We start from the raw sequence: 24,710 nt of genomic DNA, 5'->3' as shown, positions 1-24,710 counted from the left end.
GGGCGGCTCAGTCCGGCATGGCCGGCGCGGTGCTCGGCCCGGGGCCGGCCTCGAAGCCGACGAACAGCCGGCGCGCCGGATCGCGGAAGGTCGGCTCGATCGCGGCCCAGTCCTTGGCGGGACAGGCCGCCTTCAGCGCGCCCATCAGGTCTTCCGAGGTCGGGTAGGGCGCGTTGCGGAAGCGATACCGCCGCACGAAGCCGCGCAGCCGCCGATGCAGGTTCTCCTCGCCGCAGCGGGCGCGCACCGTCAGCAGGGCGAGCGCGGACCGCTGGTAGGCGACATAGTTCTCGCCGCCGGACGACGAGACGGCCACGACGGCGGGCTCCGGCTCGCGCCGGCGGTTGCTGTCGCGGAAATATCCGCTCACCGCCAGGGCGAAGCCCCGGTTGCCGACCGTGGGTCCGCGCAGCCTGTTCATCGCCATCAGCGCGGAATACTCGGCCAGGCCCTCGGTCAGGAAGCGCGCGCCCCGGGCGTCGGCCGGCTCGACCTGGTGGCCCCACCACTGGTGAGCCAGTTCGTGCAGGGTGGTGGCGGTGACGTAGTCGTAGGCGTCCGGCTTGCGCAGATCGGCGACGAAGCCGCCTTTCTCCGAATAGGGAATGGCCCCGGCCCAGGCCATGGCGGCGATGTCGTCGTCATAGGCCGGGTACTCGACGATCCGCAGGTGGTCGCGCGGATAGGGACCGAAGGCGGCCTCGAACACCGGCAGGCCCTCGCGCACGGCGGCGACCATGCGCTCGACGTTCATCTCGTGGCCGGGGGTGTAGTAGATCTCGACGTCTACCCGGCCGGCCTTGGCGCGGCGCACCTGATAGCGCGCCGACTGCAGCGAGAAGTCGGCCTGCATCGGGGTGTCGGAGACGAAGCGCGCGACGCGGCGGCCGTTCTCGATGTGGTCGAGCACGCGGCGGCCGGGCGCGACGGGGATCTGGTCGCCGGCGGTGGTGACGGTGATGTCGCTGGTCAGCCAGTCGGCCCCTCCGCGCGCCCGCCGGTGCGCGAGGGGATCGACGGCCTCGCGGATCGGCCGTTCGCGCGGCAGGCCCTGGCGTTCGCGCGCCAGGGTGTCGGTCAGGTAGCCGCCGGCCGCCACGCCCACCCGCGGCATGAACGCCGTCGAGCGCAGGAAGCTGCCGTTGTCGACGATGCCGAGCGAGCCGCCGTCGACGCCGAACCCGTTGTCGCGCATCCGGGTCTCGAAGCTCAGCCGCCGCTGCTCGCCGGGCGCCATCGGCCGGTCGAGGGTCAGCGTCACGACCTGATAGTCGCTCTCCTCCTGCCGGGCGCCGTCCAGGCGGATGGTCCAGTCGGAGAGGTCGGCGGGTATGTCGACGAGGAAGCTCTTCAGCGGACGGCCGGTGCGGTTTTCCAGCAGGTAGTCGCCCCGGGCCGTCAGCGAGCGGCGGCGCGGGTCCAGGTCGATGGCGACGCGCATCGAGGCGATGGCCGGGCCGGGCGCGTCGCGCAAGGGGGCCATGGCCTTCTCGAAGGCGGCCATGCTGGCCTCGAGCTCGTCGTGGGTGGAGAAGCTGTTGCGGACGTTGGTGTTGACGAAGATGAAGGTCCCGACGGCGGCCATGGCCAGCACGAGGGCGCCGCCGACCAGGGCGGGGCGTCCGGCCAGCCGCTGGCGCGAGCGGATCCAGCGCCGCCGCCAGCCCATCGGCAGGCCGCGCGGCCAGGCCAGCCAGGCCAGGGTCAGCAGGGCGCCCGCGCCGAGCGTCCAGTAGAGGGTGAACCACCAGAACACGCCGGTGCCGTCGCCCATGAGGTTCATCTCGCTGGGCGAGCCGCTGGGGGTGTCCATGAAGTCCCACAGCGGATGGGAGAAGCCCTTGGCCTCGCCGATCGCGGTCAGGGCCAGCAGGCCGGCCATGATTCCCCAGCCGACGTAGCGGTTGGGGCTGAGGGCGGCGACGGCGATCGAGGTGGCGGCCAGTACGAACAGCGGGGCCAGGACCGGCCCGATCAGCAGAACGAAATAGACCTCCGGGCGGCCGTCGACATAGGTCTGCCAGGTCTGCACGCCGAAGGCCGTGGCGCAGGCGGCGGCCGCCACGACGGCCAGCACCACGCCCATCGAGGCCAGCTTGGCCGCCATCAGCGCGAAGTCGGTGACCGGCGAGGCGTCGATGATCTCGGCCACCCGCAGGTCGCGGTCGCGCCAGACGATATCGGCGGCGTGGAAGACGGCGATGGCCAGGCCGGCCAGGATCACTCCGGGCAGCAGTTCCGGCGTCAGGATCCGCAGGGCCGGCAGGCTGGGGGCGCTGTCGACCGTGGTGTGCGCCCGCAGGCCGAAGGCCGAGACCGCCACCATGATCACGATCATCACCCAGAGCGATGGACTGCGCATCAGCCGGGCCAGCTCCCAGCGCAGGCGGGCGGCGAACATCGGCCAGGCGCCGCCGGCGAAGCTCGGTGCGATGCGCCAGGCGTGGGCGGGGTGGACGGGCGCCGGCGCGGCCTTGGGTTCGGCGCGTAGCTTGGCGGCGTCGTCGCGTCGTTCGAAGGCCAGCGAGACCGCCAGCAGGGCGAGGTCGCCGCCCAGCCAGGCCAGACGGTTGAGGACCAGCCAGCTGTCCTTGGGCAAGGCCTGGAGCGCCTGCTGCTCGACGCTCATGCCGCTGATGTCGGCGCGCAGGGCGAACACGCCCATCGGCTCGGCAAGGGCGATGATGATGATGCCGGTGTGGTCGAGCAGGTCGAGCAGGCCCAGCGAGGCGAAGAACACCAGCAGAAACCCCATCGCCGCCGTGGTGGTGGCGGCGATCGAGCGGGTGATGGCCGCCAGGCAGAAGAAGACGGCGCTGACCGACATCGACAGGGGCGCGACCAGAACCGCGGCGACCAGCGCGATCTGCGGCCAGTGATAGGGCCCATCGCCGAGGCCTGGATCCAGGGCGCGGCCGAGCCGGCAAGCAGGCCGCCGAAGCCGATCATGCCGGCGACGACCGTCGCCGCCTGGACGCCGAGAAAGCGGCCCAGCACGTGCTGCCAGCGCCGGATCGGCGTGGCTTGCAGTATGGGCTGAAAGCCGCTGCGGCCGTCGCGAACGGCCGCGTCGCCGGCCAGGGCGGCCATGATCACCACATAGGGCAGGTTCATGAACACGACGGCCATGGCCAGGGTCGAGGGCGCGTTGCGAGGCACCTGGCTGGAGCCCAGGGAGTCCATCGCCATCAGCCCGACGCCGCCGAGAAACAGCAGGATCGTCGAGATCCAGTAGAGGGGCTGGCGCGCCTGCCGGCCGATCTCGAACAGCGCCATATGCGCAACCAGGCGGCCGCGCCCGACGACGGAACGCCACAAGACGGAAAAACTGAAAGGCCCCACGCGATCAACCTATGCGGCTGCTCCATGGCGCACAAGGTTTTCGGATATTTCGATTCAATTGGTATCGAAATGGGGATTGGCAACCTCGCCGCCCCGTCGCACAGTCGCTGCCTGACATTCGGCGAAAGGGGCGTCATGGGGTGGAAGAGCAAGGTCGCGCTGGGCGCGGCAGGCGTGGTCGCGGTGCTGGTCGGGGTGGTCGTCGTGCGGACGGTCACCTTCAAGCCGCCGGCGCCGGCCGGCGACGTTCCGCTGGCCGCCGCGCGTCCGTTCGACGCCGCCAGGGCCGCCGCGCACCTGGGCGAGGCCATCCGCTTCCAGACGATCAGCCACCAGGACGCCGCCGAGAACGACCTGACGCAGTGGGACGGCCTGCACGCCTGGCTGCAGACCACCTATCCCGCCGCCCACAGGGCCATGACCCGCGAGGTCGTCGGCGGCCACGCCCTGATCTACACCTGGAAGGGCTCGGACCCGTCGCTGCCGCCGCTGGTGCTGATGGCCCACCAGGACGTGGTGCCCGTCACCGCCGGAACCGAGAAGGACTGGAAGCATCCGCCGTTCGGCGGCGTGGTGGCCGACGGCGCGGTCTGGGGGCGCGGTTCGGTCGACGACAAGGGCTCGCTGGTCGGCCTGTTCGAGGCGGTCGACGGCCTGGCGGCCGGCGGCTTCGTCCCCAAGCGCACGGTGATCATCGCCAGCGGTCACGACGAGGAGGTCGGCGGCGCCGGCGCCCGGGCCATGGCCGCCACGCTGAAGGCGCGCGGGGTGAAGGCCTGGTTCGTGCTCGACGAGGGCATGGTGGTGGTCGCCGACAATCCGGTCACCAAGGGCCCGGCCGCGATCATCGGCGTCGCCGAGAAGGGCTACGGCACGCTGCGGGTCACCGCCCCGGCCCCGGGCGGGCACTCCTCGACGCCGCCGCCGCAGACGGGGGTGACCACCCTGGCCCGCGCGGTCCTGGCCATCGCCGACCACCCGCATCCGATGAAGTTCGAAGGTCCCGGCGCCGACATGCTGAAGTCGCTGGCTCCCAGCGCCTCGCCGGTGGTGAAGATGGCCGCGGCCAACACCTGGCTGTTCTCGCCGCTGCTGATCAAGCAGACGGCCCGCTCGCCGGCCGGCGCGGCCATGCTGCACACCACCACGGCGCCGACCATGCTGAAGGGGTCGCCCAAGGAGAACGTGCTGCCCCAGGACGCCGCGGCCTGGATCAACTACCGCATCGCCCCCGGCGACAGCTCGGCCGCCGTGATGGCCCGGGCCAAGGGCGCCGTCGGCGACCTGCCGGTCACCCTGGCCTGGGAGCGCCAGCTCAACGAACCCTCGCCGGTGTCGTCGACCGCCTCCGACGGCTGGAAGACCCTGGCCTCGCTGGCCGGCAGCGAGAGCGGGGCCCCGGTCGCGCCGGGCCTGGTCATCGCCGCCACCGACAGCCGCTTCATGTCGCCGATCGCCGACGACATCTATCGATTCCAGCCGATCACCCTGTCGATGGACGGCACCAGGATGATCCACGGCACCAACGAGCACATGACGCTGGCCAACCTGGAAGAGATGGTGCGCTTCTATCAGCGGCTGGTGGAGACGGCGGGCCGGTGAGCTTTTGACGCGGATTTTGCGGATAAGGGTTCGCCACGGTCTTAAATCGCCCACGGACTGGCGCTAGAAGCGTTCTCATGCCCGCCGACGACGCTCGCACCGCCTCGCATCCCATCAGCGCCGCCAAGGCCCCGCCCGCCAGGTTCGGCAAGGGCTTCCTGTTCGACGCCTGGTACTTCGCCGCCCTGTCGCGCGAGGTGAAGACCGGCAAGCTCGTCCGCTACGAGATCCTGGGCGAGCCGGTGCTGGTCAGCCGGGGCAAGGACGGCAAGGTGTTCGCCATCCGCGACGTCTGCCCGCACCGCGCCGCGCCCCTGTCGGCCGGCAAGCTGAAGGAGGAGGCCGACGGCCGCTCCAGCGTCGAGTGCCCCTATCACGGCTGGCGGTTCGGCTCGGACGGCGTCTGCGCGTCGATCCCGTCCCTGACCAGCGAGCAGAGCCTCGAGGTCTCGCGCATCCGCGTGCGGCGCTATCCGGCGGCCGAGAGCCAGGGGATGGTGTTCGTGTGGATCAGCGGCGACCCGCGGTTCGACGGCGAGCCGCCGCAGCCGCCGCCGTCGTTCCCCGGCGTGGTCGGCGGCGACGCCAAGATCGTCGACTCGATGATCTTCGAGACCCACATGGACCACGCGGTGGTCGGCCTGATGGACCCCACCCACGCCCCCTACGTGCACGAGGCCTGGTGGGCACGCTCGTCCAAGCGCCAGTCGGAGAAGACCAAGGTCTTCGCGCCTTCGCCCGAGGGCTTCGTCATGCGCCGCCACGGGCGCAGCAAGGCCAACCGCCTGTACGACATCCTCGGCGGCGCGCCGCAGATCGAGATCACCTTCCGCCTGCCCGGCTATCGCTGGGAGCACATCATGGTGGGCAAGCGTCAGGTGCTGGCCCTGACCTGCCTGACGCCGCTGACCGAGACCAGCACGCGGATCAGCCAGCTGATCTGGTCGGACCATCCGGTGATGATGCTGCGGGCCCTGATCGCCCCATTCGCGCGCGAGTTCCTGCGCCAGGACGGGCGCATGGTGAACCTGCAGAACGAGGGGCTGAAGTACGATCCGGCCCTGATCTGGATCGACGACGCCGACACCCAGGCCAAGTGGTACCAGCAGCTGAAGCGCGAATGGACCGCCAGCCGTGCCGAGGGCCGGCCGTTCGTCAATCCGGTCAGGGAAACCACGCTGAAGTGGCGCAGCTGACGGCTGTCTGGCGGCGGCTCGTCGCCGTCCTGACGACCCTGCCCGACGCGGCCGGCTGGCGGTGGTGCGCGCTGGTCGCCCTGGCCTGCGGCGCGGCGATGACCGCCATCGGCTTTTCGACCGGCCTCTATCGCCTGACCGACGCCGCGCCCGGCCTGCCGCTGCGGCTGCTGACGGTGTGGATCATCCCGGCGCTGGGCGAGGAGATCCCGTTCCGCGCCCTGCTGCTGCCCGGGCGCGACGAGACCCGGCGGCTCTGGCTATGGGTCGCCGTCTCCACCGCGCTCTACGTGGCCTGGCATCCGTTCGAGACCCTGACCTTCCTGCCGCACGCGACGATGTTCCTGCGCTGGGATTTCCTGCTGTGCACGGCGATCCTCGGCCTGGCCTGCGCCCTGACGCGGCTGCGCACCGGCTCGCTGTGGCCGGCGGTGCTGCTGCACGGCGGCTTCGTGATCGTCTGGCAGACCTGGCTGGGCGGCGTCAGCGCGCTGGGGTGAGGGAGTTGGCTAGCGCTCTCCCTTTTCTTCCCGTCATTCCCGCCCTCGTGGCGGGAATGACGGGATTGGCGGATTGGCGGCCCACGCGAAAAACCCGCCTGGTCGGGGGACCAGGCGGGCTCGCACGGAGCGCGCGGGGACGGGGGTTGGGGAGCGCGCCCCGAACTCGGGTGTTAGGCGCGGTAGACGTAGGCGCTGGAGACGTAGCCGACGCCGACGCCGTTCTGGCCGACCAGGATCCAGCGGCCGTCGCTGGTGCGGCCCAGGGCCTGGAAGGTCTCGCCGGCGACGACCGAGCCGACGCGCATGCCGCTGGTCGAGGCCGAGGCGCGAAGGTTCAGGTTCGAGCGGGCGACGTACTTGCCGCTGATCTTGGTCATCGGCGCGGAGTCGACGTTGTGCGAGACCTTGATGCCGTTGCTGGTCTTGTACGAGCCGCCGACGTCGCGCGAGGCTTCCTTCTTCTGCATGCTGCAGCCGACGTAGGAGCCGGCGCCCGCGCCGACGACCGCGCCGATGGCGGTGCCCGCGCCGCGCTCGTTCTTGGCCAGCTGCGAGCCGGCGACGGCGCCCAGCAGGCCGCCGATCACGGCGCCGGTTTCCTGCTTCTTGCCCGAGGCGTTGCAGCCGACGACGCCGCCCAGGCGCTGTTCGACCGCGTTGGCGGCGGGGGCCGAGGCCATGGTGAAGGCGGTGGCGGCGGCGGCGATGGTCAGGCCGATCGTCTTGCCCATCTTCTTGATGTCGTTGGTCTTTTGCATGGCGATAGTCCTTCGTCCCTGTGATTGGTTCGGAGCCGTCGGCCCCGTGAGACGCAAGATCGCAGGTCGAAGCTGAACCGGGCCGTCAGGTCGTTCGACAGATTTCGTTCATGTTGGAATTTTTTCGAAACAGGCCCGGCGACCCTCTCCGAAGTCGTGGTGCGCAAATTCACAACCTTCGGATGCGCGCTTGCGCTAGGATGCGTCGATGGCGCGGCCCGCAACACCGCGTCGGGGAGGGGACGACCCATGAGGAAGATCGCGATTGCGACGGCCGCGACCGTCGCGCTGTGCGCCGGGCTGGCCGGCTGCGACAAGGCGCCGGAAGCATCCGCGCCCAAGCCCGAGGCGCTGCTGGACGTCGCCGTCATCACGCCGGTGCCGCTGCCGACCACGCCGAACTACCCGGTGGCCGCCGCCACGATCAACGGCTGGATCGCCAACGCCGACACGGCCGCGATGCGCAACCACGCCTGGCAGCTCTGGCAGGCCATGGCCCAGCCGTCGGGCCAGTCGTTCAACGGCCAGTCGCTGCCGATCTGGGAAACCTGGGCCGGCACGGCCGACGTCTTCCCGCCCGCCCCGCCGGCCGGAGCGGCGACCGCCGCGACCACCACGACGGTGGCCCAGCGCGTGGCCGCGCCGCGCAAGCTGCGCGTCTTCCAGCAGCCCAACCAGTTCCACCACGGTCGCGGCGGCATCACGCCCGCCAAGTTCGACACCACGGTGACCTCGTTCAACAAGTTCAGCCCCGAGGCCGCGACCTTCCTGGACGCCTCGCATCCGGGGCCCGGCGGCGCCTCGTACCGCTATTCCAGCACCAGCGACATGCAGAAGCTGAACGCCTCCTGGCCGCAGGGCACGACCCCGCAGGATCGCGGCGTGCAGGACTTCCCGGTGCGCGGCATCGAGCTGAAGCCGGTGTTCGGCCTGGTCCACGCCAAGGGGCTGACCGTCCAGCCGCTGTGGCAGGGGCCGTCGGCCTCGACCAACGCCCAAAACCCCGAGCCCCAGACCTGGACCACCTGCGTGCTGGTGGCGCCGGCCGGCCAGGGTCCGGTGCGCCCGGCCACCCCGCGCGAGATCGCCAGCATCCGCGACCCGGGCCCCTGCAAGACGTTCCTGTGGGCGCCGATGAGCACCTTCTACTCGGTCAAGCTCAGCGCCGCGGAAGCCCAGGACTACAACACCGCCAACGGCCTGACCGGCGACCAGGCGGCGGTGGCGGGCGACTTCGCCGTGCTGCAGGCCATGCACGTCAACTCCAAGGAAATCCCGTTCTGGACCTGGCAGACCTTCTGGTGGCAGCCGGGCGCCGACACCCCGAACGGCTTCCCGGGCAGCAAGCAGGGCCAGCCGGCCAGCCTGACCGGGCCGTGGACCAACTACGCCACCTGCACGGCCTACGATCAGACGACCACCCAGGGCGGCTCGACCATGACCGTCTGCTTCAACCCCTACCTGGAGACCAGCACCGGCATCCCGGCCGGCATCACCTCCAACTGCATGAGCTGCCACGGGGTGGCGGTGATCGTCGCCTCTGGCACGCCGCCCTATCCGGCCGACTACAAGAAGCCGATCGCGTTCTTCAGCGACCCGCTCTACTTCACGACCAGCAACACCCACGCCGACTTCTCGTGGGCGCTGGCGGGCAATTCCGACCCGAACTGACGACCCCGGCGCCCGCCCTTTGAAGGAGCGGGCGCCCGCCTTCCCCGATCCCGATCTCGCGCAACCCCATGCTGCGTCGCCGCATTGCTCGCAGGTGCGAAAGAGATCACAGTGCCGGAAAACATAAGTACGGCGCAGGGGAGCTAACGAGCATGACCGAGGCGGTCGCCAAGGAATCCACGTCCCTGATCCTTCCAGGCCTGACGGGGCTGCTGCGCGAGGCGGCGACCTCGGCCCAGACCTTCGTCGCCGAGGCCAGGCCCGCAGTGAAGGCCGCCATCGCCGGCGCCGACGGCAAGATCGACCGCAAGCTGGCCGACGCCCAGCAGCACGCCGTGCACGGCTTCGGCTGGTACGCGGCCTATGCCGAGCTGATGAACCAGGTCGCCGGCTGGGCCGAGCGGTTGGAAGGCGAGGGCCGGTTCGGCGAGATCGAGGCCCTGCTGGCCCAGCTGCTGTTCTCCGAATACGCCGCCCAGCTGATCGGCGGCGTGCCGATGAACCAGGGCGAGATCGTCCGCCCCGCCCACCTGGTCACCGACCGCGCGGTGATGAACCGCCTGTTCTCCAACGGCATCATGAAGCTGATGGTCGAGGGCGGCACGCAAGGCGTGAAGACTCGCGTCGCCCAGCGCCTGGCCGAGGCGCGCGGCCGTCCGACCCTGGAGCACACCGGTCTCGACGAGACCTTCGAGATGATCCGCGACCAGTTCCACGCCTTCGCCGAGGAGAAGGTCACGCCCTTCGCCCACGACTGGCACCTTAAGGACGAGCTGATCCCGATCGAACTCGTTCAGGAACTGGGCGAACTGGGCGTCTTCGGCCTGACCATCCCGGAAGAATACGGCGGCAGCGGCATGGGCAAGACCGCCATGTGCGTGGTTTCTGAAGAACTGTCGCGGGCCTGGATCGGCGTCGGCTCGCTGGCCACCCGCTCGGAGATCGCCGGCGAGCTGATCCTGACCGGCGGCACGCAGGCGCAGAAGCAGTACTGGCTGCCCAGGATCGCCAGCGCCGAAATCCTGCCGACGGCGGTGTTCACCGAGCCCAACACCGGCTCTGACCTGGGCAGCTTGCGCACCCGCGCCGTGCTGGAGGGCGACCGCTACGTGGTGACCGGGAACAAGACCTGGATCACCCACGCCGCCCGCGCCGACGTCATGACCCTGCTGGTCCGCACCGATCCGGCCACCAGCGACTATCGCGGCCTGTCGATGCTGCTGGCGCCCAAGCCGCGCGGCGTCGAGGGCGACGACTTTCCGGCCGACGGCATGAGCGGCGGCGAGATCGGCGTCATCGGCTATCGCGGCATGAAGGAATACGAGCTGGGCTTCGACGGCTTTTCCGTGCCCAAGGAGAACCTGCTGGGCGGCGCGCCCGGCCATGGCTTCAAGCAGCTGATGGCCACCTTCGAGAGCGCCCGCATCCAGACGGCCGCGCGCGCCGTGGGCGTGGCCCAGGCGGCGCTGGAGACAGGCCTTTCCTACGCGCTGGACCGCAAGCAGTTCGGCGATGCGATCTTCGCCTTCCCCCGGGTGCACAACAAGCTGGCCATGATGGCGGCCGAGATCATGGGCGTGCGCCAGCTGACCTATTTCGCCGCCCGCCAGAAGGACGAGGGCAAGCGCTGCGACCTGGAGGCCGGCATGGCCAAGCTGGTCGCCGCCCGCGTCGCCTGGGCCGCCGCCGACAACGCCCTGCAGATCCACGGCGGCAACGGCTTCGCCATGGAGTACGCCGCCAGCCGCCTGCTGGCCGACGCCCGCATCCTCAACATCTTCGAGGGGGCCGGCGAGATCCAGGCTCAGGTCATCGCGCGGCGCCTGCTGGAAGACGGGAACTAAGTCGTTCCACCGACACTTTTGCTTCGATTGTGCCGCTTGTTGCGATCACCTAGGGTCTGGCCCTGGATGCGCATCGCCCTTCACGGACGGCCATCATCGAGCGGAGTTTCGGACGGTGCAGTCGGCGGCCAGCCTCCTGGAGGCTGTGGATTGGGACAACCACCCGCTGGGCCCGCGCGAAGCGTGGCCCGAGACGCTGGGGATGGTCGTCAATTCGCTGCTCGGCTCGCCGGAGTCGATGTACCTGGTCTGGGGTTCCGAGCGCGTCTTCATGTTCAACGACGCCTACCGGCCGATCCTCGGGCCCCGGCTCGAGGCGGCGCAGGGCGCGCGGTTCGAGGACCTGTGGGCCGACGCCTGGCCCAGCGTCGAGCCGATGTTCCTGAAGGCCGAGGCCGGCGAGGCCTCGCGCGTCATCGACATGTTCATCCCGATGGAGCGCTACGGCGAGCCCGAGGACACCTGGTGGACGTTCTCCTACACCCCCGTGCGAGACGACGCCGGGGCGGTGCTGGGCGTGCTGTGCATCACCAACGAGACCACCGGCAAGATGCGGACCGAGGCCGCCCACGCCGAGGCCGTCGCCCAGCAGGAACTGCTGAACCACGAGCTCAGCCACCGGGTGAAGAACATCATGTCGATGGTCCAGGCCATCGCCGCCCAGAGCCTCAAGTCCGTCCAGGACCAGGGCGCGGTACGGACGTTCGAGGACCGCCTGATCGCCTTGGGCCATGCCCACGACGTGCTGCTGCAGCACCAGTGGCGGCCGGCCTCGGTGCGTTCGGTGATCGGCCCGATGCTGGATCTGCACGACGGCCGGGGGCAGGTCGCGGTCGAGGGCCCCAACGTGCTGCTGGCCGCCGACGCCAGCCTGTCGTTGTCGCTGCTGCTGCACGAACTGGCCACCAACGCCGCCAAGTACGGCGCGCTGTCGGTCGAGGCCGGCCGGGTGTCGCTGAGCTGGCGGATCGAGGGCGAGCGCTTCGTGCTCGACTGGCGCGAGACCGGCGGCCCGCCCGCCGCGGCCCCGGCGCGCAAGGGCTTCGGCTCGCGCCTGATCTCCACGGGCCTGCGGGCGGCGCGCGAGGCCGAGCTGATCTACGCCCCGCACGGCTTCTCGGCCCGCTTCACCGCCCCGCTGGAGCGGATGACGCGGGACTAGAACGCCTAGCTCCGGGGCGCCCAGCCGGCGGCGATCAGGGCGACCTGTCTGTCCATCGCCGTCGACATCTCGGCCGCGTCGGCGCCGCGGGCGGCGGCCATGCGGTAGTTGGAGGCGTAGCAGGCCTTCAGCACTTCCACGGTCAGGGGAAGGTCCAGGTCGCCGCGCACGTCGCCGCGCGCCACGCCGTCGCGCAGCACCTGCTCCAGCATGTCCGACAGCCGCTCGTTACGGCCGTAAGGCGTCACGCCCGGATCGTTGCTTGGGCTGTAGGAGGCGGCGATGTGGGCCAGGAACAGGCGCACACGCTTGGTCTCGAACTCGTAGTGGATGGCGAAGATCGAGCACAGCCGGTCGGCCGTGGAGCCGCGCAGAAACGGCAGCACCCGGTCGAATTCGGCATAGAGGTCGCCCAGGCGCCGTTCCATCACGTGGCTGAGCACCTCGGCCTTTGAAGCGAAGGTCGTGAAGACGCTGCCCACCGACACGCCAGCCCGTTCGGCGATGGCGCGGATCGTGGTCTCTTCGTAACCGGTCTCGTTGAACAGGTCTCGCGCGGCTTCGAGCACGCGCTCGCGCGTCGCCTGTTTCTGTTCGTCGCGTACGCCCACGCAGTTCCCCCTCCGGACACGCAGCGCTGATTTCACACATCGAAACGCGCACCCGACCCCAACGGGCGCCCGTCTCGTTCTTGTTGTCGTTGACCTGGACGACCGGGGGACGATCCGCCCCCCGGCGGAACCGTCCTCAGGCGCGCGCGCCGGCGAGGATCAGCTTCAGCTGTTCACGCAGGTGAGCCACCAGGTTCTCGACCGTCCAGCCGTCGTAGACGGCGCGGCGGTAGTTGGCGACATACACGTCCCAAGCGATCTCGGCCACGAGTTTCGCGTCCACGTCGGCCTTCAGCTCGCCGGCCTGCACGCCGCGTTCCAGCGCGTCGGTGATCAGGGCGAACAGGTGCTTGATATCCGTGCGGGCGCGCTTCTCGGCGGCGTCCGAACGGGTCCAGCTGACGGCGATGCTGGCCTGCAGCAGCGGCAGTTGCTCCAGGTGGAAGCTGTAGGCCACGCCGAACAGGCCCAGCAGGGCGTCGGCGACGGTCTCGCCTTCACGGGCGGCCTGCTTCATCTGGGCGTAGATGACTTCGTAGTCGGCGGTCAGGATCTCGTCGAACAGTTCCGACTTGTCCGAGAACGAGGCGAACACCGCGCCGGTCGACATGCCGGCGGCCTGGGCGATGTCACGGATCGTCGCGCCCTCGTAGCCGCGCTCGCTGAACAGGCGGCGGGCGGCCGACAGGACGCGTTCGCGGGTGCGCTGCTTGGCGAGCGCCCGGCGGGTCAGCTTCACCGGGGTTTCGGAACCGGACTCGATGTTGACGGAAACAAAGCTCATGCGGCGGCCTCCAGGCGGGCGAGCGCGGCTTCGGCGCGCTTCTCAAATTCGATGCAATACTCGTCGACGACGTTTTGCAGGACGTCGGCGTAGCGGCGGGCGAGATCGCGCCCGTCCTGGGCGGCGTCTCGAAGGTCGATAATCAGTTGGCGGACTTCCGCGAGGGCTTCGTCCCTCTCGGTCCCTTTCTCGTTGGATTGGGCCACGGCGAGCCGTGCGCTCTGCGACATGATTTCTCTCCAGGCCGGCCGCGGGAACAAACTGCGCTGAACGATCCGCGGCTTGGCGTCGATCATGTTCAACGAACGCGCACTGTGAATTCAGGTGGGGCCGTCTACCCTTGTGTGCAAGGGAATTCAACCCACAAAACGTGCCAAAATCAGTCAACCTTGGCTGAAAAACGTTCTATGGTAGCGCTGCTCAATCGTCGATGCGGCAAATGCGCTCAACGAACGCACTCGGCGAACATGTTTTGCGATTTTGAGGCGAGCGAGGCGGCGCTGACGTTCCTAAGGCGAGCGGCGCAGAGGCCGCGCGTCAATTTAGGAGGTGACGACCGCCGAAAAGCGCTCACGCTTCCGGCTGTCACCCTCTAGGTTGGGCGCATGGCCAACCTGTTCCAAATCGCCATCCCCGTCGCCCTGTTCGCCGTGCTGGCGACGCTGTGCGTGGGGATCTACGCCCTCTTCCGCGGCGGCGACTTCGGCCGCTCCTATTCCAACCGGCTGATGCGCCTGCGGGTGGTGCTGCAGTTCGTCGCCGTGCTGGTGCTGGTGGCCGCCTTCTGGTGGAGCCACCGCTAGAGCTTCTTTAGGGGGCTGATTTTGCAGCTTTGTTTCAGGAGATAACGGCGTGGTCGTGCTCAACCGCATCTATACGCGCACCGGCGACAAGGGCTCGACCCGGCTGTCGACGGGCGAGCCGGTCAGCAAGGCCTCCCTGCGGGTCGAGGCCTATGGCGGCGTCGACGAGACCAACGCCTTCATCGGCGTCGCCCGCCAGCACGCCGGCGGCGACCCCGTGCTCGACGCCATGCTCGAGCGGATCCAGAACGACCTCTTCGACCTGGGCGCGGACCTGGCCACCCCCGAGCAGAACGGCAAGCCGGAATGGGAGCCTCTGCGCGTGGTCGAGGCCCAGGTCGAGCGGCTGGAGGCCGAGATCGACCTGATCAACGAAAGGCTTTCGCCGCTGACCTCGTTCGTGCTGCCGGCCGGCTCGCCGCTGTCGGCGGCGCTGCACGTGGCCCGAACGGTCTGCCGCCGGGCCGAGCGCGCCTGCGTGGCCCTGGCCGCCCTCGAGGGCGAGATCGTCGGCCAGCCGGCGCTGAAATATCTCAATCGCCTGTCGGACCTCTTGTTCGTGGCCGCCCGGCGCGCCAACTCCGACGGCGCCGGCGACGTTCTGTGGAAGCCCGGCGCGACGCGATAAGACGCCATAGGAAGACGATGCGCATCGGCCTCTTGGAAACGGGCGAGCCGCCCGAAAGCCTGATCCCCGCCTACGGCCGCTACGGCGGCATGTTCCAGCGCCTGCTGGGACCGGGCCACGACTACGCGACCTTCGACGTCCAGGCCGGCGTGCTGCCCAAGACGCTGGGCGCCTGCGACGCCTATATCGTCACCGGCAGTTCGGCGGGGGTCTATGACGACCTGCCGTGGATCGAGCCGTTGAAAGGCTTTCTGGCCAGCGCCCGCGACCAGGTTCCGCTGGTGGGCGTGTGCTTCGGCCACCAGGTGATGGCCGAGGCCTTCGGCGGCAGCGCGGTGAAGTCCGACAAGGGTTGGGGCATCGGCCTGCAGAGCTATTCGGTGTCGAAGCCCGCGGCCTGGATGGACGACGCGGCGCACGTCAGCGCGCCCGGCTCGCACCAGGACCAGGTGGTGGCCCTGGCCCCGGGCGGTCAGGTGCTGGCCGGCAGCGACTTCACCCCGTTCGGCGTGCTGGCCTATGGCGACAAGGCCATCTCCATGCAGTTCCACCCGGAGTTCGACCCGGCCTACGCCACGGCCCTGATCGAGAGCCGGCGCGGCGCGCGCTTTTCGGAAGAGCAGGCCGACGCGGCCGTGGCCTCGCTGGCCGCGCCCAACGACAGCCGCCGCATCGCCGGCTGGATCGACGGCTTCCTGACGGGCGCGGCCAAGGCAACCAAGGCCTGACTTGGCCGTTGCGGCTGGCGGAGCGGAGGAACCACGCCATGCGTCTCGCCACCGTGATGCTCGCCTTCGGCCTGGCCCTGTCGGGCGGCGCCGTGATCGCCATGGCCCAGGGCGGCGCGGGTCCCGCGCCCGCCGCGACGCCGCCGGCCGAGGGCCTCAAGACCGTCGCCAGCTTCCAGTCGATCAAGGATCCGGCCGCCCGCTCGGTCGCCCTGTTCACCGAGGCGGGCAAGGTGATCCAGAGCCCGCGCTGCCTGAACTGCCATCCCGCCGAGCGCGCGCCCACCCAGGGCGACGACCTGCATCCGCACAATCCGCCGATGGTCGCCGGCCAGAGCGGCCACGGGCCGACCGGCATGCCCTGCCTGTCGTGCCATGGCCCGGCCAACGTCAAGACCTTCGGCCAGCAGGTCAAAAGCATTCCCGGCGATCCGCACTGGGCGCTGGCCCCGGCCGAGATGGCCTGGCAGGGCCGGTCGCTGGGTCAGATCTGCGCCCAGCTGAAGGACCCGGCCCGCAACGGCGGCAAGACGCTGGCCCAGATCCACGAGCACATGGCCCGCGACCACCTGGTCGGCTGGGGCTGGAACCCCGGCGAGGGCCGCAAGCCCGCGCCGGGTACGCAAGGTCAGTTCGGCGAGATCATCAAGGCGTGGATCGACACTGGAGCCAAGTGCCCGAAGGCGTGACGTCTTGAAGGGTACAGACTGTCGCCTGATCCTTTAGGGTCGCGTCGGTCGCCGCGCGAATAGATACCCAGCGCCTCCGCCGAGCACCGCCGTAAGCGTCGCCGTCAGGGGAAACGACTGCTGTGGTCCCGTTATGGCGATGTATGAAATGAGCGCCATGCCTGCGATCACGACGGCGGCGGCCACCCAAATCGGAACGGAGTTCAACGTCCTGTTCTTGTAACCATGCAGATCGAATTTCGAATTTATCCAATTACATAAATCCGGAATGCTTTCGAAGAAAACTAAACTGCCAGCGGTGTCTTCGACTGCATAGCGCGCTTGATAGTCATCACCATTATAAGTCCAGATGCGCCACACCGCATGGCTGCCTAAATGGCTAGGGCCATCGACCCAATCTGCGCTTTTCTCTTTGAAACGTTTGCAGGCTGCGGCATCGACCTGCTGGTTCGTAAAACTGCTCACTCGCGCCCCTCCCTATTCGACATCATGATTCTACAGCAACCCTTGCGGTAGTAAAAGATGCGGTGCCCCCATGAGGTGCGCGATAATCCGCGCCTATAGACAACCCTCAACCGGCCTGACCAATATCCCGCCCAATGACAACGTTGGCATTACCAGCGTTGCGCGACAGGGAGAGGTTGATGCGGCGGGTGTTCGAGCGCGTTCTGGCGGCCATGGCCGTGCTGGCGGCAGTCGCGTCGGCGGCGCAGGCGGGACCGACCCTGACCCGGGCGGACCGGCGTGACGGTCAGGATCTGTCGGGAACCTGGAACTATTCGGTCGACCCCTATCGCGACGGCGTGGCCGGGTTCCATCGCGGCCCGCCCGGAACCGGCCACCGCCGCTATGACGACAGCGACGTCGAGCAGGTGACCCGCGCCGATCCCAAGGCGCTCTACGAATACGACATGCAGCGCTCGCCGACGGCCACCTTGCCGGCCTCGTGGCTGACCCACGCGCCGGAGATGCGCCACTACCAGGGCCTCGTCTGGTACCAGCGGCGGTTCGACGCCGCCGCCCTGAAGCCCGGCCAGCGGGCCTTCCTGCGGTTCGAGGCCGCCAACTACACCGCCAAGGTCTATCTGAACGGCAAGACCGCGGGCGAGCACGAGGGCGGCTTCACGCCCTTCTCGCTGGAGGTGACCAGCCTGCTGCGGGCCGGCCAGAACCAGGTGACGGTCGGCGTCGACTCCACGCCCGCCGTGGACGGCGCCCCGCCGCCGGTCACCGACTGGGAGACCTATGGCGGCATCACCCGGCCGGTGCGGCTGGTGATCACGCCGGAGACCTTCGTCGACGACGCCTGGGTGCGCCTGACCCGCGACGGCAAGACGATCGCCGCCGACGTGCGCCTGGATGGTTCCGCCGCCGCTGGTCAGGCCGTCAGCGTCAAGGTCGCCGGACTGAACCTCACGCTGTCGGGCCAGGCCGGCGCCGACGGCGTGGCGAAATTGACCGCGCCGGCGCCCAAGGGCCTCCGGCGCTGGGCGCCGGGCGCGCCCGTGCTCTACGACGTGCGGGTCGAGGCCGGCGACGACGTGCTGACCGATCGCGTGGGCTTCCGCACGGTCGAGGTGCGCGGCGGCGATATCCTGGTCAACGGCAAGCCGGTGTTCCTGCGCGGCATCTGCCTGCACGAGGAGGAGCTGGGCGAGAACCCCGCCCGCACGATCACCGAGGCCTCGGCCCACGCCCTGCTGGCCGAGGCGCGCGACGGCCTGCACGCCAACTTCGTGCGCCTGGCCCACTATCCGCATTCGGAGGTCACCACGCGCCTGGCCGACGAGATGGGCCTGCTGGTCTGGAGCGAGATCCCGATCTACTGGCTGGTCGACTTCGGCAACGCCCGCACCCTGAAGCTGGCGCGCGACATGCAGGCGGACGCGATCCGCCGCGACCGCAACCGCGCCTCGATCGTGCTGTGGAGCGTGGCCAACGAGACCCCGGTCAGCGAGGCCCGCAACGCCTTCCTCGGAACCCTGGCCGACGATGTCCGCGCGCTGGACGACACCCGCCTGGTCACCGCCGCCCTGCTGGCCGATCGCAAGATCGAAGGCGGCAGGCAGCTGATGGGCGTCGACGACCCGCTGGCGGCCAAGCTCGACGTGCTGGCGGTCAACACCTATGCCGGCTGGTATTCCGACGACAGCCTCGACGCGGTGGCCAAGATCGCCTGGCGGCCGACCGACAAGCCGCTGGTGTTCTCCGAGTTCGGCGCCGACGCCCTGGCCGGCTTCAGCGACCCGGCCCTGATGCGCAAGTTCTCCGAGGACTTCCAGGCCCGCTACTACGTCCAGACCCTGGCCATGGCCGCCAACGCCCCCAGCCTTCGGGGCATGTCGCCGTGGATCCTCAAGGACTTCCGCTCGCCCCGCCGCCAGCACCCCGTCTACCAGCAGGGCTGGAACCGCAAGGGCCTGATCTCGCCCACCGGCCGGCGCAAGGCCGCCTTCAAGGTGCTGGCCGACTACTACGAGAAGCTGGCCGGGGAGGGACGGTAGGCTCGCCCCTAAAGCCGCGCCGCCAGGGCCGTCATCTGGTCGGCGGCGACGCCCCAGCCCTCGTGGAAGCCCATCTCCTCGTGCATGGCCTTGTCCTCGGCCGACCAGTGACGGGCGATGGCGGTGTAGCGGGTCTTGCCGCCGCCCAGATCCTCGAAGCGGACGATGCCGACCATGAACGGCTTGTCGGAGGGGACCCAAGCGCTGGTGAAGGCGTCGGTGAAGACGATCAGCTGGTTCTCGACCACCTCCAGATAGACGCCGCGGTTGGGCATCTCTTCGCCGTTGGGACCGGTCATGACGATCAGGCTGGAGCCGCCGGTGCGGACGTCCATTTCGGCGTGGCTGACGCGCCAGGGCGGCGGGCAGAACCACTCGGGCAGCAGCTCGGGCGTGGTCCAGCACTTGAAGAGCCTGTCGGCTGGCTGGTCGATGATCCGGGTCAGGACCAGTTCGTGGGCGGCGGCCTGCGGGGTCGGGGCGGCGTCGAGGGCCATGGCGTTTCCTCCATCTGTGGAATGACTGTTCGGCCCTAGGACGCGCCGCGTCGACCGCTTCCGACATCGCCCGCGCATTTTTTCGAAGCCGGTTGACCCGGTTCCCCGCGAAGGCCACTGTGGCGGCAATTCAAACAAACGTTTTAGGGAGCGCGCCGTGAGCCTCTTCGACCTCTCCGGCAAGGTGGCCATCATCACCGGATCCTCGCGCGGGATCGGCAAGGCCATCGCCGAGCGCATGGCCGAGCACGGCGCCAAGGTGGTGATCTCGTCGCGAAAGGCCGGCCCCTGCGAGGAGGTCGCCTCGGCGCTCAACGAAAAGCACGGCGCGGGAACGGCCATCGCCGTGCCGGCCAACATCGCCTCGAAGGAGGACCTGCAGCGCCTGGTCGACGAGACCCGCGCCGCCTTCGGCCGCGTCGACGTCTGCGTCTGCAACGCCGCCAGCAATCCCTATTACGGCCCCCTGGCCGGGATCAGCGACGACCAGTTCCGCAAGATCCTCGACAACAACATCATCAGCAATCACTGGCTGATCTCGATGGTCGCTCCGGAGATGCGCGAGCGGAAGGACGGCGCCATCGTCATCGTCAGCTCGATCGGCGGCCTGCGCGGCAACGCCATCATCGGGGCCTACAACATCTCCAAGGCCGCCGACTTCCAGCTGGCCCGCAACCTCGCCCACGAGTTCGGACCCGACAACGTGCGGGTCAACTGCATCGCGCCGGGCCTGATCAAGACCGATTTCGCCAAGGCCCTGTGGGACGATCCCAAGACCGTGGAGCGCTCGACGGCGGGCGTGCCGCTGCGCCGGATCGGCGAGCCGGACGAGATCGCCGGGGCGGCGGTCTATCTGGCGTCCAGGGCGGGCAGCTTCATGACCGGTCAGGCGCTGGTGGTCGACGGCGGGGCGACCATCTGAAGCCCGCTCCACCGAGGCGCGATAACGGCGGTTTTTGGTGCGGCTCAGGGTCGCGCCCCGCCGGAAATTAACCGTCAGCGTAAGAGGTTGGCGCTAGGACGGAGGGGTCAACCCAAGGACCCGCCGCTTGAAGCGCATCCTGCCTCTGCTGCTCGCGCTCGTCGCCCTGGCCGGCTTCGCGCCGGCCCGCGCCGCATCGCCCGAGATCGGCGGCCAGGCCCAGAAGCTGCAGACCCTGTATCGCGAGATCGGCGTCCAGCGGGCCGGACCCGCGCCCCACGCCAACGAGGACGTCGAGCGCGCCGGCCGCCGGGCCCTGCGCCAGCGCGGCGACACCCGGCTCTACGCCCTGTGGCGGGTGCTCTACGCCTACAAGAGCAATCACGTCGACCAGGCCTTCAAGGACTGGGTCGCCACGGTGCGCGCCACCGCCCGCGCCGACGACGACGCCGAGCTGACGACCCTGGCCGAGATGATGGAGGCCGCCTACGAACTGGAGACCCGGGGCCCGAGCGGCGTCGACGACGCCCGCTGGGCGCGGTTCCTGGAGGGCTCGGGTCGCGAGATCGGCCTGATGGCCGGGGTCGAGCGCATCCGCCTCCTGGCCCGCAGCGGCCGCTGGACCCAGGCCAGCCAGTTCGCCGGCGAGCTCTTCGAGGACCTGGAGGAGCGCGGCTCGATCGCCCGCCCGCTGCTGGCCGAGGCTCACCAGGTGCACAGCTATACGCTGTCGGAGATCGGCGACAAGGACGGCGCCCTCGACCACATGGCCGAGGCCGCGCGGCTGGACGAGCGCGACGCCTTCTACATGCGCAAGATCGAGCGCCTGTACGACATCGCCTACACCGCCGCCGAGCTTGGCGAGATCCAGGCCGCCGAACAGTTCGCCGACATGCACCACCGGATGAGCGAGGCGACCGGCGACGAGGACCTGCTGACCTGGGACCAGGACCTGTGCGCGATGATCGCCGACGCCCGCGACGACCCGCGCGCCGTGCTGCGCTGCCTGGCGGACGCCGGCTCGGCCCTGGCCGCGCCGCGCGACCGGGTGTCGGTGTCGATGCTGCGCCTGCGGGCCAAGGCCCTGGCCCGCACCGGCTACGCGGCCCGCGCCCGCGCGGACCTCGCCGTGCTCGACCAGGCGCCGCCGCGCGCGGCGCGTCCGGACCCGATCGGCCGCCTGCTTGTCGAGGCCTACATCGCCAACGCCGAGGGGCGCGGCAAGGACGCCTTCGCCCTGTTCGACCGCTGGCGGGCGACCCATGCCCGCGAGGCCAGCGCCACCCAGGCCGCCACCGCCGCCCAGATCTCGTCGGCCCTGGAAGCCGAACTGCGGGCCAAGCGCAGCGAGAGCCGCCGGCTGACCGCCGAGGTCGAGCTGACCCGGCGCCTGGTACAGGCCACCGGCGTCATCGCCGCCCTGATGGCCCTGCTGGTGGCCGGCGGCGTCGCCTGGGCGCTGTACATGCGCCGGGCCCAGGCCAACCTGAAGGACGCGCGCGGCCGGGCCGAGGCGGCCAGCGACGCCAAGTCCTCGTTCCTGGCGGTGATGAGCCACGAACTGCGCACGCCGCTGAACGGCATGCTGGGCATGGCCCAGGCCCTGCGCGCCGACGAGCTCGGGGCTGGCCAGCGCGAGCAGGTCGACCTGCTGATCGATTCCGGCGAGACCCTGCTGGTGCTGCTGAACGACATTCTCGACCTGTCGAAGATCGAGGCGGGCAAGCTGGAGATCGCGCCCACGGCCGGCGATCTGGTCCAGAGTCTGGGCCGGCTGGTCAACGGCTTCCAGCCCACGGCGCGGGAGAAGGGCATCGTCCTGTCTTTCAACGTCGACGGCGATCCGCCGCCCTGCCTGATGTTCGACGTGGTGCGGGTGCGCCAGTGCGTGGCCAACCTGGTCTCCAACGCCTTGAAGTTCACCAGCGAGGGCCGGGTCGAGGTGACCTTGTCCTGCGCGCTGGAGCCGAACAGCGGCCGCCAGTCGGTGCGACTGACCGTCAGCGACACCGGCATCGGCATGAGCTCGGCCACGCTGGACAAGCTGTTCGGCGCCTTCACCCAGGCCGACGCCTCGACCACCCGCAACTACGGCGGCTCGGGCCTGGGCCTGAACATCACCCGGCGCCTGGCCGAACTGATGGGCGGCTCGGTCAACGTGCGCAGCCGCGAGGGCGAGGGGTCGCTGTTCACCCTGCGGTTCATGGCCGACGTGGCCGAAGCCTCCGTAGCGGCCGCTCCGGCCGAGGCGCCGGCGGCGGCGTTCGAACTGGACGCCCTGGCCTCGCTGGGCGGACGCCGGGTGCTGGTGGTCGACGACCATCCGGTCAACCGCCGGGTCATCCGCCTTTTCCTCGAGCCGTTCGGCTGCGAGCTGGTCGAGGTCGAGAACGGCCAGGAGGCGCTGGCCGCCGTCGAGGCCGAGGCCTTCGACATCGTGCTGATGGACGTCAACATGCCGGTGATGGACGGGCTGGAGGCCACCCGCCGCCTGCGCGCCGATCCGCGATGGCGCACCCTGCCGATCGTCGCCCTGACCGCCGACGTGATGAGCACCCAGATCCGCACCTGCCTGGAGGCGGGGATGGACGCCCACGTCGCCAAGCCGATCGATATGCGCAACCTGCTGACTATCCTGGCCCAGGTGGTGGTCGCCGCCCAGGGGCGGACGAGCGCGCGGGCGCGGAAGATGCAGGCCGCCAGGGCCTGACGGACGGGTCTTTCGCTGCAATAGTCCGGAGAGCCAAAGGGGGGGCTGTCCGATGATGATCCTGTTCGCGAGCCTGGCCCTGGCGAGCCAGCCGCGGGGCCTGACGCTGCTGACCGGTGAGGAGCTGAGGGCGACGGTGGTCGGCTCGCGATTTTCGTATGGCCGGAGCGAGGGCGACGAGGACTTCGCGCCCGGCGGACGGCATACCGCCTACTATCGCGTTCCGGCGCCAGGAACCTACGTCGTCAATCGGGACGAGGTCTGCGTCTCCCGCCCAGGATCGCGCGTCTGCTGGCGGCTGCTGCGGGACGGCGAGGGCGGCTACGTCATGGATTTCGCGCTGCCAGGCGCGCAGCGCGCTCTGGAACGGGTGTCGATCACGCGCTCGCGTTAGTCGATCTCGAAGGTGTCGGGCTGGCGCGGCGCAGCGGGCCTGGCGGGCGCCGGGACGGGCGGCGGCGTGGCGGCGCGGGGCTCGGACGACAGAAGGGCGTTGACGCGCTTGGACAGGTCGGCGGCGGTGAACGGCTTGACGATGTAGCCGTTGGCGCCCTCGTTCAGGGCCAGCTTGACTGTGTCGATGTCGCCGCGGGCGGTGATCATCATCACCGGCGTGCGCAGCCGGCGGTGCTTGCGCATCAGCCGCAGCACCTCCAGCCCGCTCATGCCGGGCATCTGGATGTCGAGCAGCACCAGGTCGGCGCGGGCATGGCTGAGGGTCTCCAGGCCGATGGTCCCGTTGGGCGCGGCCGAGACGCGGCAGCCCGACTGGCTCAGCACCAGGTCGACGAAGTCGCGGATCAGGGGATCGTCGTCGATCACCAGGACGGAGTGCGGCATCGGCGGGACATCCAGAGGCTACGCGTCGGGTACTCGACCAACTATAGCGCGCGTCGGGGAGGTGTCGCACCCCCGCGTGGGCCGCGAAGCCGCGCTTATTGTCGCGGGATCAGCGGCACAGCCGGTATGGGCTGAGGTCCAGGTGCAGGTGGTCGGCGTGGGCGGCGTTGTAGTCGGGGCCCAGCACCGCGCCGAACAGCTCGCACGCCCCCGTCCGGGCGACCCGCAGGAAGCGGCCCTCGGGTCCCGGCTTGCGGAAGTCGCCGGCGATGGTCAGCCGGCGTCCGTCGGCCAGCCGCACGCCCGAGACGTCCAGCGCCGAGGCCTTGGCGTGCTGGCTGGGCCGCTCGCCGGGGCGGCCGTAGATCGTGCGGCAGGCATAGGTTCCAAGGTGGTCGACGCGGACGAGACGGCTGTCCAGCAGGCGATCAGCCGCCGGAGCGAGCACCTGCCGTTCCCACATCGCGTAGCGCAGGGCCAGCGGGCAGGTCATGACCGGCGCGGCCGGCGACAGGCGGCTGGGCGCCCGCACCGTGTCGCGGGTCGAGCAGAAGCCTTCCTCGCGGACCGGCTGGTCGACGGGCGTGATCCCGCCGGCCCGCAGGGCGGCGCGGCAGGCGGCCGGATCGGCCCCGATCCGCGCCAGCTTGCTTTCGGTGGCCAGGCCCAGCGGCTGGTCCAGCGAGAACGGCTTCCAGGCCAGGTCCTGCGGCGGCGCGATGCGTTCGACGAGGGCGAGCAGCAAAAGGCCGGCGAGCGCGGCGTCCAGCAGGAGGCCGCCGATCTCGGCCAGCGCGAGGGCCTGGGGCGAAGCGGGTTTCACGCAGGCTGCAACGGCCAGGCGAGCCGTCCGGTTCGCGCGCCCCTGCTTGGCGAGCGGCGCATAAACGGGCATGACCGCCTGCCCCGGTCCGAA

General features: G+C 69.9%; 23 protein-coding genes and 1 pseudogene. 14 read left to right on the top strand and 10 right to left on the bottom strand.

Going from position 1 to position 24,710, the window contains the following annotated elements; genetic code table 11:
* Positions 1-7: 7 nt before the first annotated feature.
* Together C1707_RS03610 and C1707_RS27105 are read right to left on the bottom strand one after the other, a co-directional pair.
* On the bottom strand, positions 8-2,827 hold the full coding sequence (locus C1707_RS03610; RefSeq protein ID WP_101712746.1) for an ABC transporter permease/M1 family aminopeptidase: 2,820 nt from the start codon (positions 2,825-2,827) through the stop codon (positions 8-10).
* Positions 2,828-2,979: 152 nt separating this feature from the next.
* Positions 2,980-3,276, bottom strand: a pseudogene (locus C1707_RS27105) (hypothetical protein); the annotation flags it as partial.
* 201 nt (positions 3,277-3,477) lie between these two features.
* On the opposite strand from C1707_RS27105, the gene C1707_RS03605 reads away from it, so the two are divergent.
* The 3 genes from C1707_RS03605 to C1707_RS03595 all read left to right on the top strand — a co-directional run bounded on the left by C1707_RS03605 (position 3,478) and on the right by C1707_RS03595 (position 6,640).
* Positions 3,478-4,944 (top strand): M20 family peptidase, encoded by a 1,467-nt coding sequence (locus tag C1707_RS03605; protein WP_101712745.1) that lies wholly within the window; start codon positions 3,478-3,480, stop codon positions 4,942-4,944.
* Between the two features lie 77 nt (positions 4,945-5,021).
* Positions 5,022-6,140 (top strand): aromatic ring-hydroxylating oxygenase subunit alpha, encoded by a 1,119-nt coding sequence (locus tag C1707_RS03600; protein ID WP_101712744.1) that lies wholly within the window; start codon positions 5,022-5,024, stop codon positions 6,138-6,140.
* Positions 6,128-6,640, top strand: coding sequence for a CPBP family glutamic-type intramembrane protease (locus C1707_RS03595; protein WP_240633857.1), 513 nt, complete (start codon positions 6,128-6,130; stop codon positions 6,638-6,640). Before C1707_RS03600 ends, C1707_RS03595 begins: the two co-directional genes overlap by 13 nt.
* Before the next feature lie 173 nt (positions 6,641-6,813).
* On the opposite strand, the gene C1707_RS03590 is transcribed toward C1707_RS03595, so the two are convergent.
* Positions 6,814-7,401: an SH3 domain-containing protein gene (locus C1707_RS03590; protein ID WP_101712742.1), complete on the bottom strand. Its 588-nt coding sequence runs from the start codon at positions 7,399-7,401 to the stop codon at positions 6,814-6,816.
* 249 nt (positions 7,402-7,650) lie between these two features.
* Here C1707_RS03590 and C1707_RS03585 point away from each other — a divergent pair, with 249 nt between their 5' ends.
* The 3 genes from C1707_RS03585 (at position 7,651) to C1707_RS03575 (ending at position 12,078) form a co-directional block, all read left to right on the top strand.
* Positions 7,651-9,072: a hypothetical protein gene (locus tag C1707_RS03585; protein WP_101712741.1), complete on the top strand. Its 1,422-nt coding sequence runs from the start codon at positions 7,651-7,653 to the stop codon at positions 9,070-9,072.
* Between the two features lie 152 nt (positions 9,073-9,224).
* Positions 9,225-10,916 carry an acyl-CoA dehydrogenase family protein gene (locus C1707_RS03580; protein ID WP_101712740.1) on the top strand — a complete coding sequence of 564 codons (1,692 nt, stop codon included), beginning with the start codon at positions 9,225-9,227 and terminating at the stop codon, positions 10,914-10,916.
* Positions 10,917-11,031: 115 nt separating this feature from the next.
* On the top strand, positions 11,032-12,078 hold the full coding sequence (locus C1707_RS03575; RefSeq protein ID WP_101712739.1) for a sensor histidine kinase: 1,047 nt from the start codon (positions 11,032-11,034) through the stop codon (positions 12,076-12,078).
* A gap of 5 nt (positions 12,079-12,083) precedes the next feature.
* On the opposite strand, the gene C1707_RS03570 is transcribed toward C1707_RS03575, so the two are convergent.
* From C1707_RS03570 to C1707_RS03560, 3 genes are all read right to left on the bottom strand, one after another.
* A complete protein-coding gene (locus tag C1707_RS03570) occupies positions 12,084-12,689 on the bottom strand; it encodes a TetR/AcrR family transcriptional regulator (protein WP_101712738.1) in 606 nt (201 codons plus the stop codon).
* Between the two features lie 136 nt (positions 12,690-12,825).
* Positions 12,826-13,473 (bottom strand): TetR/AcrR family transcriptional regulator, encoded by a 648-nt coding sequence (locus tag C1707_RS03565; RefSeq protein WP_101712737.1) that lies wholly within the window; start codon positions 13,471-13,473, stop codon positions 12,826-12,828.
* Positions 13,470-13,703: a CC0731 family SpdR-regulated protein gene (locus C1707_RS03560; RefSeq protein WP_101712736.1), complete on the bottom strand. Its 234-nt coding sequence runs from the start codon at positions 13,701-13,703 to the stop codon at positions 13,470-13,472. The genes C1707_RS03565 and C1707_RS03560 overlap by 4 nt, the downstream gene beginning before the upstream one ends.
* A gap of 375 nt (positions 13,704-14,078) precedes the next feature.
* Here C1707_RS03560 and C1707_RS03555 point away from each other — a divergent pair, with 375 nt between their 5' ends.
* Genes C1707_RS03555 through C1707_RS03540 form a run of 4 tightly spaced genes read left to right on the top strand, consistent with a single transcriptional unit; the run spans position 14,079 to position 16,321 of the window.
* Positions 14,079-14,276 (top strand): twin transmembrane helix small protein, encoded by a 198-nt coding sequence (locus C1707_RS03555; RefSeq protein WP_101712735.1) that lies wholly within the window; start codon positions 14,079-14,081, stop codon positions 14,274-14,276.
* Between the two features lie 49 nt (positions 14,277-14,325).
* A complete protein-coding gene (locus C1707_RS03550) occupies positions 14,326-14,904 on the top strand; it encodes a cob(I)yrinic acid a,c-diamide adenosyltransferase (RefSeq protein WP_101712734.1) in 579 nt (192 codons plus the stop codon).
* A gap of 17 nt (positions 14,905-14,921) precedes the next feature.
* Complete coding sequence (locus C1707_RS03545; RefSeq protein ID WP_101712733.1) at positions 14,922-15,632, top strand: type 1 glutamine amidotransferase; 711 nt, start codon at positions 14,922-14,924, stop codon at positions 15,630-15,632.
* 38 nt (positions 15,633-15,670) lie between these two features.
* Positions 15,671-16,321: an Isoquinoline 1-oxidoreductase subunit gene (locus tag C1707_RS03540; protein WP_101712732.1), complete on the top strand. Its 651-nt coding sequence runs from the start codon at positions 15,671-15,673 to the stop codon at positions 16,319-16,321.
* 33 nt (positions 16,322-16,354) lie between these two features.
* Here the strand turns inward: C1707_RS03540 and C1707_RS25990 are convergent, their stop codons facing one another.
* The gene (locus C1707_RS25990) at positions 16,355-16,786 is read right to left on the bottom strand and encodes a hypothetical protein (RefSeq protein WP_145998355.1); all 432 of its coding nucleotides are present in this window, start codon (positions 16,784-16,786) and stop codon (positions 16,355-16,357) included.
* Between the two features lie 179 nt (positions 16,787-16,965).
* Between C1707_RS25990 and C1707_RS03535 the strand changes: the two genes are divergently transcribed.
* Positions 16,966-18,825 (top strand): glycoside hydrolase family 2 protein, encoded by a 1,860-nt coding sequence (locus tag C1707_RS03535; RefSeq protein WP_101712731.1) that lies wholly within the window; start codon positions 16,966-16,968, stop codon positions 18,823-18,825.
* Positions 18,826-18,833: 8 nt separating this feature from the next.
* On the opposite strand, the gene C1707_RS03530 is transcribed toward C1707_RS03535, so the two are convergent.
* Positions 18,834-19,322, bottom strand: coding sequence for an SRPBCC family protein (locus C1707_RS03530; RefSeq protein ID WP_101712730.1), 489 nt, complete (start codon positions 19,320-19,322; stop codon positions 18,834-18,836).
* Between the two features lie 157 nt (positions 19,323-19,479).
* On the opposite strand from C1707_RS03530, the gene C1707_RS03525 reads away from it, so the two are divergent.
* From C1707_RS03525 to C1707_RS03515, 3 genes are all read left to right on the top strand, one after another.
* Positions 19,480-20,244, top strand: a complete 765-nt coding sequence (locus tag C1707_RS03525) for an SDR family oxidoreductase (protein ID WP_101712729.1) — start codon at positions 19,480-19,482, stop codon at positions 20,242-20,244.
* A gap of 127 nt (positions 20,245-20,371) precedes the next feature.
* Positions 20,372-22,954: a hybrid sensor histidine kinase/response regulator gene (locus C1707_RS03520; protein WP_101712728.1), complete on the top strand. Its 2,583-nt coding sequence runs from the start codon at positions 20,372-20,374 to the stop codon at positions 22,952-22,954.
* 52 nt (positions 22,955-23,006) lie between these two features.
* Positions 23,007-23,348, top strand: coding sequence for a hypothetical protein (locus C1707_RS03515; RefSeq protein WP_101712727.1), 342 nt, complete (start codon positions 23,007-23,009; stop codon positions 23,346-23,348).
* Here the strand turns inward: C1707_RS03515 and C1707_RS03510 are convergent.
* A complete protein-coding gene (locus tag C1707_RS03510) occupies positions 23,345-23,794 on the bottom strand; it encodes a response regulator transcription factor (RefSeq protein ID WP_101712726.1) in 450 nt (149 codons plus the stop codon). The two genes, C1707_RS03515 and C1707_RS03510, sit on opposite strands and share 4 nt — an antisense overlap.
* 109 nt (positions 23,795-23,903) lie before the next feature.
* Entirely contained in the window at positions 23,904-24,617 is a 714-nt protein-coding gene (locus C1707_RS03505; protein ID WP_101712823.1) for an extensin-like domain-containing protein, read from the bottom strand.
* Between the last annotated feature and the right edge of the window lie 93 nt (positions 24,618-24,710).

The sequence above is a fragment of the Caulobacter flavus genome (assembly GCF_003722335.1).
In the GTDB taxonomy this organism is placed as follows: Bacteria; Pseudomonadota; Alphaproteobacteria; order Caulobacterales; family Caulobacteraceae; genus Caulobacter; species Caulobacter flavus.
The sequence above is the reverse complement of the archived record's forward strand: the minus strand, read 5'-3'. Positions and strand labels throughout refer to the sequence as shown.